Annotated in this window: 12 protein-coding genes; 4 read left to right on the top strand and 8 right to left on the bottom strand. The window is 71.5% G+C overall.

Annotation, left to right across the window (positions count from 1 at the left end; translation table 11 throughout):
• Positions 1 to 119 precede the first annotated feature (119 nt).
• Positions 120 to 1,421 (top strand): GTP-binding protein, encoded by a 1,302-nt coding sequence (locus tag WMF27_RS11975; RefSeq protein ID WP_437768731.1) that lies wholly within the window; start codon positions 120 to 122, stop codon positions 1,419 to 1,421.
• Between the two features lie 36 nt (positions 1,422 to 1,457).
• Here the strand turns inward: WMF27_RS11975 and rodA are convergent, their stop codons facing one another.
• The 8 genes from rodA to WMF27_RS11935 form a co-directional block, all read right to left on the bottom strand.
• A complete protein-coding gene (gene rodA, locus WMF27_RS11970; protein ID WP_437768732.1) occupies positions 1,458 to 2,594 on the bottom strand; it encodes a rod shape-determining protein RodA in 1,137 nt (378 codons plus the stop codon).
• Complete coding sequence (gene mrdA / locus WMF27_RS11965) at positions 2,591 to 4,546, bottom strand: penicillin-binding protein 2 (RefSeq protein ID WP_437768733.1); 1,956 nt, start codon at positions 4,544 to 4,546, stop codon at positions 2,591 to 2,593. The genes rodA and mrdA overlap by 4 nt, the downstream gene beginning before the upstream one ends.
• Positions 4,543 to 5,067, bottom strand: a complete 525-nt coding sequence (locus WMF27_RS11960) for a hypothetical protein (protein WP_437768734.1) — start codon at positions 5,065 to 5,067, stop codon at positions 4,543 to 4,545. The genes mrdA and WMF27_RS11960 overlap by 4 nt, the downstream gene beginning before the upstream one ends.
• Before the next feature lie 4 nt (positions 5,068 to 5,071).
• On the bottom strand, positions 5,072 to 5,929 hold the full coding sequence (gene mreC, locus WMF27_RS11955) for a rod shape-determining protein MreC (RefSeq protein ID WP_437768735.1): 858 nt from the start codon (positions 5,927 to 5,929) through the stop codon (positions 5,072 to 5,074).
• Between the two features lie 147 nt (positions 5,930 to 6,076).
• Positions 6,077 to 7,111 carry a rod shape-determining protein gene (locus WMF27_RS11950; protein ID WP_061616521.1) on the bottom strand — a complete coding sequence of 345 codons (1,035 nt, stop codon included), beginning with the start codon at positions 7,109 to 7,111 and terminating at the stop codon, positions 6,077 to 6,079.
• A 113-nt stretch (positions 7,112 to 7,224) separates the two neighbouring features.
• Positions 7,225 to 7,386 carry a 50S ribosomal protein L33 gene (gene rpmG, locus WMF27_RS11945; protein WP_012235039.1) on the bottom strand — a complete coding sequence of 54 codons (162 nt, stop codon included), beginning with the start codon at positions 7,384 to 7,386 and terminating at the stop codon, positions 7,225 to 7,227.
• Between the two features lie 195 nt (positions 7,387 to 7,581).
• The gene (locus WMF27_RS11940) at positions 7,582 to 8,523 is read right to left on the bottom strand and encodes an RNA recognition motif domain-containing protein (RefSeq protein WP_437768736.1); all 942 of its coding nucleotides are present in this window, start codon (positions 8,521 to 8,523) and stop codon (positions 7,582 to 7,584) included.
• A 507-nt stretch (positions 8,524 to 9,030) separates the two neighbouring features.
• Positions 9,031 to 9,990 (bottom strand): prolipoprotein diacylglyceryl transferase, encoded by a 960-nt coding sequence (locus tag WMF27_RS11935; protein ID WP_437768737.1) that lies wholly within the window; start codon positions 9,988 to 9,990, stop codon positions 9,031 to 9,033.
• Between the two features lie 257 nt (positions 9,991 to 10,247).
• Between WMF27_RS11935 and WMF27_RS11930 the strand changes: the two genes are divergently transcribed.
• The 3 genes from WMF27_RS11930 (at position 10,248) to WMF27_RS11920 (ending at position 13,912) form a co-directional block, all read left to right on the top strand.
• A complete protein-coding gene (locus WMF27_RS11930; RefSeq protein ID WP_437768738.1) occupies positions 10,248 to 10,784 on the top strand; it encodes a MogA/MoaB family molybdenum cofactor biosynthesis protein in 537 nt (178 codons plus the stop codon).
• Complete coding sequence (locus WMF27_RS11925) at positions 10,781 to 11,998, top strand: molybdopterin molybdotransferase MoeA (RefSeq protein WP_437768739.1); 1,218 nt, start codon at positions 10,781 to 10,783, stop codon at positions 11,996 to 11,998. The genes WMF27_RS11930 and WMF27_RS11925 overlap by 4 nt, the downstream gene beginning before the upstream one ends.
• A gap of 195 nt (positions 11,999 to 12,193) precedes the next feature.
• Entirely contained in the window at positions 12,194 to 13,912 is a 1,719-nt protein-coding gene (locus WMF27_RS11920) for a carbamoyltransferase family protein (RefSeq protein WP_437768740.1), read from the top strand.
• Positions 13,913 to 14,261 lie beyond the last annotated feature (349 nt).

Below are 14,261 nucleotides of genomic sequence, written 5' to 3'. Positions count from 1 at the left end.
GCCGGCCGCGCCTCCGGCGCCCCGCCCTGGCGGGCACGCGGGGCGCGCGCCTGGCTTTCATGCGCCCGCGCACACGCCGGCGCTCTCGTTCGCCTTTTCGTGTATCGTCGCCGCCGCCCATGGCGTCGGTGAACCCACTGTCGCGCGAGCTCGTCTTCAAGATCGTCTATTACGGGCCCGGCCTGGGCGGCAAGACGACCACGCTGGAGTACTTGCACGCCACGGCGAAGCCCGAGTACCGCGGCAAGCTCGTCTCCCTCGCGACGCCGGTCGATCGAACGCTCTACTTCGACTTCTTGCCGGTCCGGCTCCCGCAGCTGCGCGGGATGAACGTGAGGCTCCAGCTCTTCACGGTGCCAGGGCAGGTCTACTTCAACGCGACCCGAAAGCTGGTGCTCACGGGCGCCGACGGCATCGTGTTCGTCAGCGATTCGCAGGCCGTTCGCGCCGACGCCAACATGGAGAGCATGGAGAACCTGCGCGAGAACCTCGCCGAGCAGGGGCGGGCGCTGGAGCACGTCCCGCACATTTTCCAGCACAACAAGCGCGATTTGCCCGGTTTGCTGCCGATCTCGGAGCTCGACGCGATGTTGAACCCGTCCCGCGTCTTCTCGCTGGCCACGTCGGCGAAGACGGGGCTCGGCCTGTACGAGGGGCTCGAGGAGATCAGCGCCGCGGTCCTGCGCGCCTTCGAGAGCCGCCTGCCCGACGCGATGGGGCGCGGGCTGGGCGGGTTCGACGCGATCGAGGGCGGGCTCGCCTCCGCCCTGCGAGACGCGTCGCCGCCGCCGTCGGCGCCGCTCGACGCGGTGATCTCGCGGCTCGCGCCGCCCAGCAAGCCGTGGTCGACGATGCCGCCGGACTCGACGATCGGCGATCCGAGCGAGGGCGCGGCCGCGCCCGGCGTCACCGCGTCGCCTGGCGGCGAGCTCGCGCCGCGCAGCGCTGGCGTCAGGGATCCGGTGAGCCGCGGGCTCCCGTCGTCGCTGCGGCTCGCCGCCCGGAGGCTGGCCGCGCCGGCGGACGCCCCGGCGACCGCGCGCGCGGACGGCCCGTCCGCTGCGACGAGGCACCTCACCCAGGCGGGCCTCTCGTTCGCCGCGCTCTGGCCGACCGCCGAGCGGGAGGCGATCGCGGAGATCGAGGCGACGATCGCCGCGGAGCGGTATGCCGTGGCGCTCGAGCGCTGCGACGCGCTCGTCGCGGGGATCTTCGACAGAGCGGCGGAGCTCGCGGGCTCGAGCGGCACGGCGCGTGATCCAGCGACGGTGCCGGCGCTGCTCGGCCTGGACGGGCGCCGCTACCTCGGCTTTCGCGCCGTGGTCCGCAGAGCGCGCGCAGGCGGCGAGATCACCGAGCGCGACGCGCTCAAGGCCTTCGCGTTCGTCATCGAGGCGCGGCTCGCAGAAAGCGCGATCTGACGCGGTCCCAGCGGCGGGAGCACGCCCGCCGCGCCGTCAGAGGCGATCGAGCGAGGCGACGCCGGAGTAGCGGCGCATCGACACGCTCATGAGCAGCGAGATCGCCACCATCACCGTGGTCACGCTCGATCCGCCGTACGAGAACAGGGGCAGCCCGACGCCGACGACCGGCAGAACGCCCGAGGTCATGCCGAGGTTGATGACCGCGTGCCAGAAGATGATCGCCGCGCAGCCGACGCCGAGCACCGCGCCGAAGCGGTCCTTCGCCATCGACGCGATGCGGATCCCCCACACGACCAGGAACGCATAGAGGCACACGAGCACCACGCCCCCGACGAACCCCCACTCCTCGGCGAAGACAGGGAACGGGAAGTCGGAGAACTGATCCGGCAGGAAGAGGAACTGGTTCTGCGTGCCCCGGAGGTACCCGTTGCCGAACAGCCCGCCGTTGCCGATCGCCACGCGCGAATGGTGGGCGTGCCAGCCGCGGTGCAGGAGGTCCTCCTCGGGGTGGAGGAACACGAGCACGCGCGCGCGCTGGTAATCGAGCAGCACGTACTCCCAGATGATCGGGATCGCCACCGCGATGGACACGACGAACAGCGCGGCGCTCTTCCACCGCACGCGCGTGACCGCCGCGATCGTCAGGAACACGAACACGAGGATGGTCGCCGTCCCCAGATCGGGCTGCTTGAGCACGAGGAGCGCAGGGACCGCCGTCAGCGCCGCCGGGATCGCCAGATCGCGGAGGGTGCGGCCCTCGTTGCGCGGATCGTCGTGCAGGAACTTCGCCAGCGCGATGACCAGGAACAGCTTCATGAACTCGCTGGGCTGGAACCGGAACGCGCCGAACTCGATCCACCGGGCGGAGCCGCGCACGTCGCGCGCGAGCACGAAGACCAGCGCCAGCGAGAAGACGCCGAACGTGTAGAGCACGTAGCCGAGGCGCTCGAGGTGCCGGTAGTCGAGCGCGATCAGCACGCCGCCGATGATGCCGCCCATGAACAGCCAGTACACCTGGCTGATGTAGAGCTCCGCGCGCGCGCCGGAGTAGACGCTCGTCGCGCTGTAGAGGTTGACGACGCCGAGCACCGCGATGGCCACCGCCGCGATGAAGAGCGGCCAGTCGAAATGATCGCGATCGCGCGAAGAGAGAGAGTCACCCCGGATCATGGCGCGCGCCCCGACGCGGCGGGCGCGCGGCCCGCGCTGCTCTTGCCCGCGCGCGGCCCCTCGTTCGGGCCGCCGCGGCGCTCCTTCGCGAGCTCCTGATACGCGCGGACGACCTCGAAGGCGACCGGCGCCGCGTGCTTGCCGCCCGTGCCGCCGTGCTCGACGAGCACGACAACGGCGACCTCGGGCGAGCGCGCCGGCGCGTAGCCGGCGAACCAGGCGTGCTCGCGGTTGAAGTACCAGACCCGCTCGGCCTCGACGCCGCGGGTGAGCCGGTGCGAGACCTGCGCGGTCCCCGTCTTGCCCGCCATCTCCACGCCCGCGACGCGCGCCTTGAACGCCGTGCCGCCCTCCTCGTTCACGCCGGCGACCATCGCGCGGTGCACGAGGGAGAGGTTCTCCGGCCGGATGTCGATCTGGCGGCGCACGCGCGGCGTGAACTCCTGGACGACCGTGCCGGCGCTCGTCTCGACGGCCCGCACGATCTGCGGCTGGTACAGGGTACCGCCGTTCGCGAGCGCCGCGTACGCGAGCGCGAGCTGGAGCACCGTGACCGTCGTCGCGCCCTGGCCGATCGCCGCGTTCAGGCCGAACCCGAGGCGGAACTGGCCCTTGTTCCGGAGCGTCATCCACGCCCGGGTGGGCATCCTGCCCCCCGCCTCGGCGTTGATGCCGAGCCCCGTCCGCGCGCCGAGCCCGTAGCGCTGGCCCATCTCCGCGATGACGTCCATGCCGACGCCGTACTCCGCCGCGAGCCGGTAGAAGTAGACGTTGCACGACTCGGCGATCGCCTGCTGCATCGCGACCGGCCCGTGCACGTGCGTGCACCGGAAGGTGCGCTTGCCGAACGTCAGCGCGCCCCTGCACCGCGAGGACTGGCGGGGATCGATGAGCCCCTTCTCGAGCGCCGCCAGCGCGGTGAACGGCTTGAACGTCGAGCCGGGCGGGTACGCCCCGGACAGCGTCTTGTCGAGCGCGGGCTTCAGCGGATCCGAGTAGAGCCGCCGGAAGGCGTCGCGGATGACCTGCTTCCCCGAGCCGCCGGAGAGCGCGTTCGGGTTGTAGCCGGGCTTCGAGTACAGCCCGAGGATCCGCCCGGTGCGCACGTCGATGACCGCGACGCCGCCGGCGAGCTCGCCGCGCATCGCCTTGTCGATCGCCTTCTGGATGTCGGCGTCGAGCGTCAGCCGGAGATCGCGGCCGGGGATCGGGTCCACCCGCCGCGGCTCCTCGATGATCCCGTCGCCGCCCGTCCTGCGCCGCCCCCTGGCGTCGACGAGCACCTTCTCCCAGCCGCGCGTGCCGCGCAGGTAGCTCTCCCAGGCGCGTTCGATGCCGGTGACGCCGATACGATCGCCCTCGATGTACCCGATGCTGCGGAGCGACGCGAGCCGCTCGGCGTCCACCTCGGCCATGTAGCCGAGGACGTGCGAGCCGACCTCCTCGTACGGGTAGTAGCGCACCGGGACGGGCACCACGTCGACCCCCGGCAGCTCGGCGTCATGCGTCGCCAAGGTCGCCACGGCGTCGCGCGAGATGTCCTCCTTGAGCAGGATCTGCTGGTTCTTGCGCGGGCCCTCGTCGGCGCGGATCGAGGTGATCAGCGCCTCCAGCCGCGCGCGCTCCTCGATCCCGATGCCGAGGTACTCGACGAGCTTCGGCCAGGTCGCCTCCATGTCGAGGCGGCGCGGGACGACGTAGACGTTGTACGACGGCCGGCTCGCCGCGAGCACCTTGCCGTTCTTGTCCCGGAGGATCCCGCGCGTGGTCGCGAGCGTCACGCGCCGAACGATGTTCTCGCGAGCGATGGCCTTGTTCTCGTCGACCTCGAGGATCTGCAGGTAGAACAGGCGCGCGAGGAGCACCATGAATCCGACGACCATGCCGAGCGCGATCCACCGGAAGCGCCGGCGGAACTCGCTCACGTCGGAGCGCTGGACGAGCAGGCTCACCGCGGGCTCTCCCCTGGCCGCGGAACGTTGATCGTCGCCTGGTGCACGCGCTCGGCCAGCTGGAAGACGAACGGCGCGAACAGCGCCGTCGAGACGGCGTGCGGCGCGACGAGCCGGGCGAGCGCGCGGGTGCGCGCCGCGTCGCCCCCGAAGATGGCGGTGAGGATCACGATGAGCACCCCCTCGACGAGGCCGAAGACGAAGGCCAGCGCGATCTTCGTGAGGAGCGTCTGCGCGGCGAGCCGCACGCCGGCCGCCCGCGAGACGACGAAGGTCGCGACGGTGATGAAGGTGAACAGGCCGACCGGCGCGCCGGTGAAGAGATCGAGCAGGTACCCGAGCAGGAACGCGAGCGCGGCGCCCCGCGCGATCGAGTACTCGTGCACCCCCATGAACACGACGAGCGGCAGGAGCAGGCTCGGCGTGGAGCCCGGGATGTTCAGCTTGCCGATGAGCCGGAACAGGTTCGACTGAAGGATCAGCAGGGCGGCCCCCATCGCCAGGAACGCGGAGTTTCTCATCGCGTCACCTCCGCTGCGCCTGGGGGGGCGTCTCCTCCGGCGAGGTCGTCGTCACGATGAGCACCTCCTCCAGCCGGGAGAAATCGACCGCCGGCGCGACGTACACCTGCTGGTAGATGCCGAAGTCGCGACGGACGACCTGCGTCACGGTCCCGACCGGGATCCCCTTCGGGAAGCGGCGGCCGACGCCGCTCGTCACGAGGAGGTCGCCGACCTCGATCTCGTCGGTGCGCTGCACGTACTCGACGCTGCAGGAGTACTTGCTCTCGTCGCCCGTGCCGCGGACGAAGCCGCGCGCGCCGGTGCGCTCGACCACCACGTCGACGCCGCTGCCCCCGTCGACGACGAGCCGCACGTCGACCGTGTCGCCGGCGCTCTTCAGCGTGGTGCCGACAACGCCGTCCGCGGAGAGGACCGGCAAGTTGGAGCCGATGTCCCGCGCCTCGCGATCGAGCGTGACGCGAACCACCCGGAAGAAATCGTTGGTGCTCTTGCCGACGACCAGGGCGCTCACCACGTCGGTCCGGAGGCTCTGGCGCAGGTCGAGCAGCCTGCGCAGACGGCGGTTCTCTTCCTCGAGCGCCTCGAGCTTCCGCACCCGCTCTCGGAGGCGGGCGATCTGCGAGGCCTGCCTGGCGTTGTCTTCCTTGACGTCGACCAGGTAGATGTAGTCGCCCCAGAGGTTCGAGATCCCGCGCGCCAGCGTCGCGGCCGCGTACTGGATCGGCGCCGCGATGCTGATGATGATCCGGTCGGCCCCCGTGTTCTGCTTGGGGTCGCGCATGCTGGCGCGCAGGAACCAGAACGGCACCGCGAGCGCCAACAGCACGATCACGAAGTCGCGGTAGCGTTTGAGGTTCACCGTGGCTCCCGGACCCAGGTAGTACGAGGCGCCCCGCGAGGCCACCCCTCTCGACGCCGCGCGCGGCCCCCACCCCGGCGGGGCGGCTCGCCGCGCGCCGCAAACACCCCCGCCGGCGTGCTCACGGGCGGGACACGAAGACGACCCTCAGCTGATCGTGACCTCTTTCAAGAGCTCGAGGTGATCCAGCGCCTTGCCGCTGCCGAGCACCACGGCGCTGATCGGGTCGTCGCACACCATCACGGGCAACCCCGTCTCCTCGCGGAGGAGCACGTCGAGGTTCTTGAGGAGCGAGCCGCCGCCGGTGAGCACGATACCCTTGTCGACGATGTCGGCCGCCAGCTCGGGCGGCGTGCGCTCCAGCGCGATGAGCACGGCGTCCACGATGGCGTTCGTCGGCTCGCTCAGCGAGTCGCGGATCTCGTCGGAGTTGACGACGACCGTCTTGGGGATGCCCGCGACCATGTCGCGCCCCTTGACCTCCATCGTGAGCTGCTGCTCGAGCGGGTACGCGTTGCCGACCGTGATCTTGATGCGCTCCGCGGTCTGCTCGCCGATGGCCATGTTGTACTTGCGCTTCATGTAGGCCATGATCGACTCGTCCATCTTGTCGCCGCCGACGCGCACGCTCTGCGAGTAGACGATGCCGGCGAGGGAGATCACGGCGACCTCGGTCGTGCCGCCGCCGATGTCGACGACCATGTTGCCGCTCGGCTCGGTGATCGGCAGCCCGGCGCCGATCGCGGCCGCCATGGGCTCTTCGATGAGGTAGACCTCGCGCGCGCCAGCGCCCTCGGCGCTCTCCTTCACCGCCCGCTTCTCGACCTCGGTGATGCCGAACGGGACGCAGATGATGATGCGCGGCTTGACGAGCGTGCGGCGGTTGTGCGCGCGCGCGATGAAGTACCGGAGCATCGCCTCGGTGATCTCGAAGTCGGCGATGACGCCGTCGCGCAGCGGTCGCACCGCCTGGATGTTGCCGGGGGTGCGACCGAGCATCTCCTTCGCCTCGCGGCCGACGGCGAGCACCTTCTTGCCGCCGCGAGCATCGCGCTGGACGGCGACCACCGAGGGCTCGCATGACACGATCCCCTTGCCCTTCACGTAGATGAGGGTGGTTGCGGTGCCGAGATCGATCGCGAGATCGTTCGAGAACAGGCCGTAGAGCCAGTCGAAGATCATCGCTTCGCCCTAGTAAGGAAAAAGGTTGAGCCGAGCACCGCGGAGGACGCAGCAACCCGACCAGGTGCCCGCTCGCGCGGGCCCGGCGGCGGCGGCCAGCGGTGCAGCGTGGCCTAGCCCTTCGAGATCTTGCCTTCTTTGTGCTCGGTGTGCTTGCGCTCGGTCGGGCAGAACTTCTTGATGACGAACTTGTCCGTCATCGTCCGCTTGTTCTTCGTCGTGTGGTAGTTCGCGCGGCCGCAGTTGCCGCACGTCAGCTTGATGATGTCGCGCATCGGAGGTCTCCGAAGACAGGGCCGACCTGTTTCCACAGGCGGCCCTGGTTGAACCTAGGCACGGGCAGCACGGGAAGCGCTAGCACCGCAACCGGCGGGGGGCACCAGAGGACGTGTGCCGGATCAGCGACGCCCGACCGCCCGTCTGGAGGGCGCTACCCTACGAGAAACGATGCAGTTGTCAACCGGGAGCGCTCATTCGTCGTCCCAGTCGTCACCGGTGCGGCCGCGATCCCAGTTCTTGTTGTTGCTGCGCCGGCCACCACCACCGGCGCCGCCGCCGGCGCCGGGAGGACCGTCCCCGTCGTGGGCGCCGCGCCGCCGGCGATCATCGAAGGTCTTGCGCGCAGGCGGCGGAGGAGCTCCGCCACCACCACCACCACCACCACCGCCGAAGCCACCGCCGCCGCCGCCGACGAAGCCGCCGCCGCCGCCGCCGGCGAAGCCGCCGCCACCACCGCCGAAGCCGCCGCCACCGCCGCCGAAGCCGCCCGGACGGTCCTCGCGCGCCGGCCGCTCCCCCTTCGGGTGAGCGAGGTTGACGACGAGCCGCCGACCGCGCACGTCCACGCCGCGCAGGGCATCGATCGCGGCGCGCGCCGCCTCGGCGCTCGCCATCGTCACGAAGCCGAACCCGCGCTTGCGACCGTCAGGATCCATGGGGAGGTGGACCCGCACCACCGGACCGGCGCCGGTCGAGCCGATGAGCCCCTCGACTTCCTCGACGCTCGCGTCGTAGGGGAGATTGCCAACGTAGAGGGTGCGATCGGGCGCTGCAGCCAGCCCGCCGCCGCCCATGCCGCCACCGCCGCCAGGGCCACCTGGACCGCCGCCGGGGCCACCGCCGGGGCCCATCGGGCGCCCCTCGCGCCGCGGCGGCTCGGCCTGGAAGGGGCGGACCGAGATGGACTTGCCGCCCTGAAATGAACCGTCGAGCGACTCGCGCGCGGCGTTGGCTTCGCCGGTCGTCGAGAGTGTGACGAAGCCGAACCCGCGCGGACGACCCGTCGCGCGATCTTTCGGAAGACTGACCTCGACGACGTTGCCGCCGGTGGCCTCGAAGAGCTGCCGCAAAACGTCTTCGGTGATGGAGTCGGGCAAGCCCGCCACGAACAACTTACGCGAATCTTCAGCCATTGTAGAAAAACCTGGGGTTGGCCCCTGCGTTCCCTCTTATTTGGTCCACTCGCTCCGTGATCGATGTCGATGACGCGGAGCTTTTCGCGAGCGCGCCTCTCGATCGCCCCTCTCGCCCCTCCGTCGGCGGAAGGAGCGACCGAGCTCAATCGAGCGAAGGTCGGCGGGCCGACCCTCTGGTGCAAACTCCACCCCACGATATCTGGCGCCCTTGGCGCGTCAAGGGACCCGCCACGGGCGGGCGAGCCAAATGAAGGCCCGGAAGGAGCCGTCCGTGGCCCCTCCGCGCCCCTCCCCGCCTTCGCCCCTCACGCGAGCGCCGGTCCAGGCGACCAGGGCCCCCGCAGCGCGCGCTCCGTCACAGGCGGGTATCGCCAGACCGGCGCTCGGGAAACCCGGCGCTCGGGAGGGCCGAGCGGCCCAGCGCCGCCCAGCGGATGAGCGCATCGCGCGGCGTGGATCTGCCCGAAACCCGAGACGACCGGTCCAAGGCGCCCAGGAGCGGGATCACCTCTCGGCCCGGGCGCGGGAGGCCCGAGGCGCCTCGGCCTCATCGTCGTCGTCCTCGTCGGACGGATCGTCGTCCGCGACGCGCGAAGCGCCGTCCAGCGGGCTCGCCCCGGCGCTCGACGGCTCGCCGCGCGCCGCCATGCGCAGGAAATAGAGCCCCACCGCGAACAGACCGAAGCATGCCCACTGCGCGGGCGTGAGACCGGCATAACGCGGATCGCCGCCGACGACCGTGCCCTCCCGCTCGCGCAGGAAATCGAGCGCGAATCGCACCGGAGCGTACGCGGTGCACATGATCCCGGTGTAGAAACCGAGCGGGCGATGGGGGTTCCGGCGCCAGAGCACCGCGAACGCGATCGCGAGCGGGATCGCGAGCACACACTCATATAGGCCGAGATCGAACCGGCCGACATGTCCCGTCCCGAGCGGGTATTGGACCGCGAACCATGCGTCGGAAATACGGCCTGGATGATCGTGGACCGACGCGCAGCCCGCGCGCCCGAAGACCCACGCGAGGGGAAACGCGCTGTTGACGACCTCGCAGTAGGGCATGATCCGCTCGCGGCGATAGAAGCGCCACGCGAAGGCGCCGATCAGCGCGCCGGTGAAGCCGCCGAAGCTCGACAGGCCGTCCCAGAGCGCGAAGAGGTAGAGAGGATCTCGGGCGACCCGCTGCGGGTGATAGAAGATCGCGTCGAGGACGTGTCCGCCGATGAATCCGGCCGCCACGACCCAGAAGATGAACTCGCTCATCTTCTTCTCGTCGAGGCGCCGCTCGCGCGCGTGCCGCGTGGCGACCACGGCGCCGAGGTAGACGCCGAGCGCCACCAGCGTGCCGAACGGCTTGATCGAGGGCGGCTTCGCCGGATCGATGAGCTGCCCCACGAGCGGGATGTGCTCCAGGAAAGCGAGCGGGATCTCGGGGAGCTCGATGTAAGGGATCAGAGGGCCTGACACGTCGCTCCCCTAGCGCAGCGACGGGGCGAAAGCCATCCGCCGTCGATGATGCCAGCGACAAGGCCGCGCCACGCGCGGCGGGGCGCGCTCGGCGCGGCGGGGGCGCCAGGGACGCAGCGAGGCCGCCTTCGCCCGGTCGAGCACCGCGCCGCCGCGCCACGACGCCACCGCACGCGCCCCGCGCGAAGTCCGCCGCGACGTCGCGGCGGCGTCGTCAAGAGTTCGCCAACCGCGGGGGACAGGCGTAAACCTGCCGCATGAGCCGCTCCCCCGTGCGCGTCGCCACGCTGACGCTCAGTGACACCCGCACCCTCGACGATGACGAGGGCGGACAGCTCCTCGGCGAGCTCCTGAAGCGCGCCGGCTTCGCCGTGACCTCCCACGCCGTCGTCCGCGAGGAGCCCGAGCTGCTGCGAGCGGCGATCGTTCAGATCGCGGACGCAGGCTCGGCCGACGCGGTCGTCACCACAGGCGGGACCGGGATCGCCCCGCGCGACCGGACCCTCGAGGCGCTCGCGCCGCTCTTCGAGAAGACGCTCGACGGCTTCGGCGAGGCGTTCCGGCGCCTGAGCTGGGACGCGATCGGGCCGAACGCAATCCTGTCGCGCGCCGCGGCGGGCGTCGCGCGAGGGCTCGTGGTGATCGCGCTGCCCGGCAGCCCGAAGGCGGTGGAGCTCGCCGTCACGCAGATCATCGGCCCCGTCCTGGCGCACGCGGTCACGCTGGCGTCCGGCAAGGGCGGACACCACCCCCGGCACCCGCAGCCCGAGCAGGGCGAGGAGCAGCGCGGATGATCCCCTTCGAAGAGGCGCTCGATCGGCTGCTCGCGACCGCTGTCCCGGTCGGCCCCGAGCGGGTGCCGCTCGACGACGCGGCAGGGCGCGTGCTTGCCGAGGACATCGCGGCCGCCGACGCGATGCCCGCCTTCGACTACAGCGCGATGGACGGCTACGCCCTCGCCTCGGCCGACCTCGCGGGCAGCGGGCCCTTCAGGCTGCCCGTCCGCGGCGAGAGCGCGGCCGGCCGCCCGCTGCCGGCGCTCCACCCGGGCACGGCGTGTCGGATCTTCACCGGCGCGCGGCTGCCGCCCGGCGCCGACACGATCGCGCCGCAGGAGGACGCCGCGCGCAGCGGCGACGAGATCACCCTGAAGGCAGCGCCGCAGGCGGGCGCCTGGGTGCGCCGCCGGGGCGCGGACCTCGCGGAGGGCGCCGTCCCGCTGCGCAGAGGAGCGCGGCTCACCCCGGGGAAGGTCGCGCTCGCGGCCGCGCTCGATCGCCCGAACGTCCTCGTCGCGCGCCGCCCCGTGGTCACGGTGATGTGCTCCGGCGACGAGCTGCGCGCGCCCGGCTCGCCCGGCCCCGCGGGCACGATCCCGGAGTCGAACAGCTACTTCATCGCCGCGACCGCGCGCGCTGCGGGCGCGGCGGTCCGCATCGCGCCGTTCGTCCCCGACGACGCGGCGCGCGCCGCCGAGGCGGTGTCGACGGCGCTGCGCGGGTCCGATCTCGTGGTGACCGTCGGCGGCGTGAGCGTCGGCGACCACGACATCATCCGCCCCGCGCTCGAGGCAGCCGGCGTGTCGCTCGATTTCTGGCGCGTCGCCATCAAGCCGGGCAAGCCGCTCGCGGTGGGGCGCGCCGAGCTCTCGCGGTGCGGCGTCGTCCACGTGCTCGGGCTGCCAGGCAATCCGGCCTCGGCCTCGCTCACGTTCGTCCTCTTCGGCGTGCCGCTGCTCCGCGCGCTCCAGGGCGACGCGGCGCCGCGGCCGCCCCGCGTGATCGTCCGCGCGGACAGCGCGCTCAGGCGCCAGACCGGTCGCGCCGAGTTCCTCCGCACCCGCCTCGACGCCTCGAGCGGCGAGCTCGTCGCCCGCATCGCCGCGAACCAGGCGTCGGGCGCCGTCACGAGCTTCGCCGAGGCCGACGCGCTCGTCCTCGTGCCGGCCGATCGGGAGCGCATCGACGAGGGCGATCGCCTCGAGGCCATCCGCCTCGCGGAGATCTGACCGCGCGCCGCGCATTGGCCACGGCGCGCCGCGCATTGCCGCGCGTTGGCCACGGCGCGCCGCGCATTGCCTCCAGCACGCGGGATTGCCACGCGGCCGGCGAATTTACGTCACGAACCCGCGCTCCGTCACACCGCGCTCGGGCGGAGGGCGCACCTTGACCCTCGCGCGGGGGCACCGGAAGATGGCGGAGCGATGCTCATCCTCGGGATCAACGCCTACCACGGCGATGCGTCGGCCGCCCTGCTCGTCGACGGCCAGCTCGTCGCGGCGGCGGAGGAGGAGCGGTTCAGCAGGATCAAGCACTGCGCGGGCTTCCCGCGGCTGGCGGTCGAGTACTGCCTCGGCGCCGCGGGCGCGCGGGTCGAGGACATCGATCACATCGCGATCAGCCGCGACACGAGGGCGCACCTCGGCGACAAGCTCCTCTACGCGCTGACGCGGCGCTCGCCGGCGGGGCTCCTCAAGGGCTCGCTCGGCGCGAGCGACCCGAAGGTGCACCTCGGCGCCGCGCTCGGCGTCGACCCGAAGCGCATCCGCGCCGCGTCGCACAACGTCGAGCACCACCGCGCGCACCTCGCCTCCGCGTTCTTCCCCTCGGGCTTCGACGAGGCTGCGGTCCTGTCCATCGACGCCTTCGGCGACTTCGTCAGCACGATGTGGGCGCGCGGCCGCGGTAACAAGCTGGAGATCCTCCGGCACGTCGGCTTCCCCCACTCGCTCGGGCTGTTCTACTCGGGCCTGACGCAATACCTCGGGTTCCCCAAGTTCGGCGACGAGTACAAGGTCATGGGGCTGTCGGCCTACGGCCAGCCGGATCTGCTCGACAAGCTCCGGCAGGTGGTGCGCGTCAAGGACGGGGCGTTCGAGCTCGGGCTAGAGTACTTCCAGCACCACACGAAGGGCATCGCGATGACCTGGGAGGGCGAGCCCCGCTACGGCCCCATCCACTCCGAGCGCCTGATCGACCTGCTCGGCCCCGCCCGCAGCGCGAAAGGCCGGATGGACGATCGCTTCATGGCGGTCGCCGCCTCGACGCAGGCGGCGTTCGAGGAGGTCTACTTCGAGCTGCTCGCGACGGCGAAGCACCTCACCGGCTCGCCGCGCCTCGCCCTCGCGGGCGGCTGCGCCTACAACAGCGTGGCCGCCGGGAAGATCCGCCCGAAGGGGCTGTTCGACGACGTCTTCATCCAGCCCGCGGCCGGCGACGCGGGCACGTCGTTCGGCGCGGCGCTCTACGTCCACCACCACAAGCTCGACAACCCGCGCGGCTTTCACCAGACGCACAGCTACTTCGGCCCGGCCTTCTCGCAGGAGACCATCGACGAGCTGCTCCGGAAGGAGCAGGTCGCGTTCGAGACCCTCCCCGACGAGGACCTGATCCCCCGCGTCGCCAGGGCGCTCGGCGAGGGCAAGGTGGTCGGCTGGTTCCAGGGGCGGATGGAGTACGGCCCGCGCGCGCTCGGCAACCGCAGCATCCTCTGCGACCCGCGGCGGCCGGACATCAAGGACGCGATGAACGAGCGGATCAAGCGCCGCGAGATGTTCCGCCCCTTCGCGCCGGCGCTGCCCCTCGAGCGCGTCGGCGACTACTTCGAGCAGACCTCGCCGGACCCGTTCATGGTCAAGGTCTACAAGATCAAGCCCGAGCGCCGCGCCGAGATCCCCGCCGTGACCCACGTCGACGGCACGGGGCGCCTCCAGACGGTGACCGCCCAGGAGAACCCGCGCTACCACGCGCTCCTCAGCGAGTTCGGCCGGCAGACGGGCACGCCCGTCCTCCTGAACACCTCCTTCAACGCCAGCGAGCCGATCGTTTGCACCCCAAAGGAAGCGCTCGACTGCTTTCTCCGGACCAAGATGGACGTGCTCGTCCTCGAGCGGGCCTACCTCGAGCGCGCGCCGGCCCTCTAGGCAGACCGCGCGCTCCAGGCGGGCCGGCGAAAAGGCCGCCAGAAGCGGCCGTGGAGGCTCGGCCGAAAGTTCGTGGTTGACGGGGAGCGAGGGGACGGCAAATGGGCGTCCCCGGCATGTGGAAGAACGGGACGCCGGGCGCCCTGCCCCACCTCGACGGAGCGCCGGAGCAACCGGCTCCGACGACCAGGGGTGCTTGGACGCCTTGCCTCGAGCATGATGCCGGCCCGCCGCGCGGCGTGCGCGCGGACCTGGTACCCCATGGGCCCACGGCGCTGCATGCGCTCACGGCCCCTCCTGCGTAAGGGTCCGCGCCGCGGCGGCCCAGGCGGTCAAAGAGGATGGATGC

The organism is Sorangium sp. So ce281 (assembly GCF_051527395.1).
Classification (GTDB): Bacteria; Myxococcota_A; Polyangia; order Polyangiales; family Polyangiaceae; genus Sorangium; species Sorangium cellulosum_B.
The sequence above is the reverse complement of the archived record's forward strand: the minus strand, read 5'-3'. Positions and strand labels throughout refer to the sequence as shown.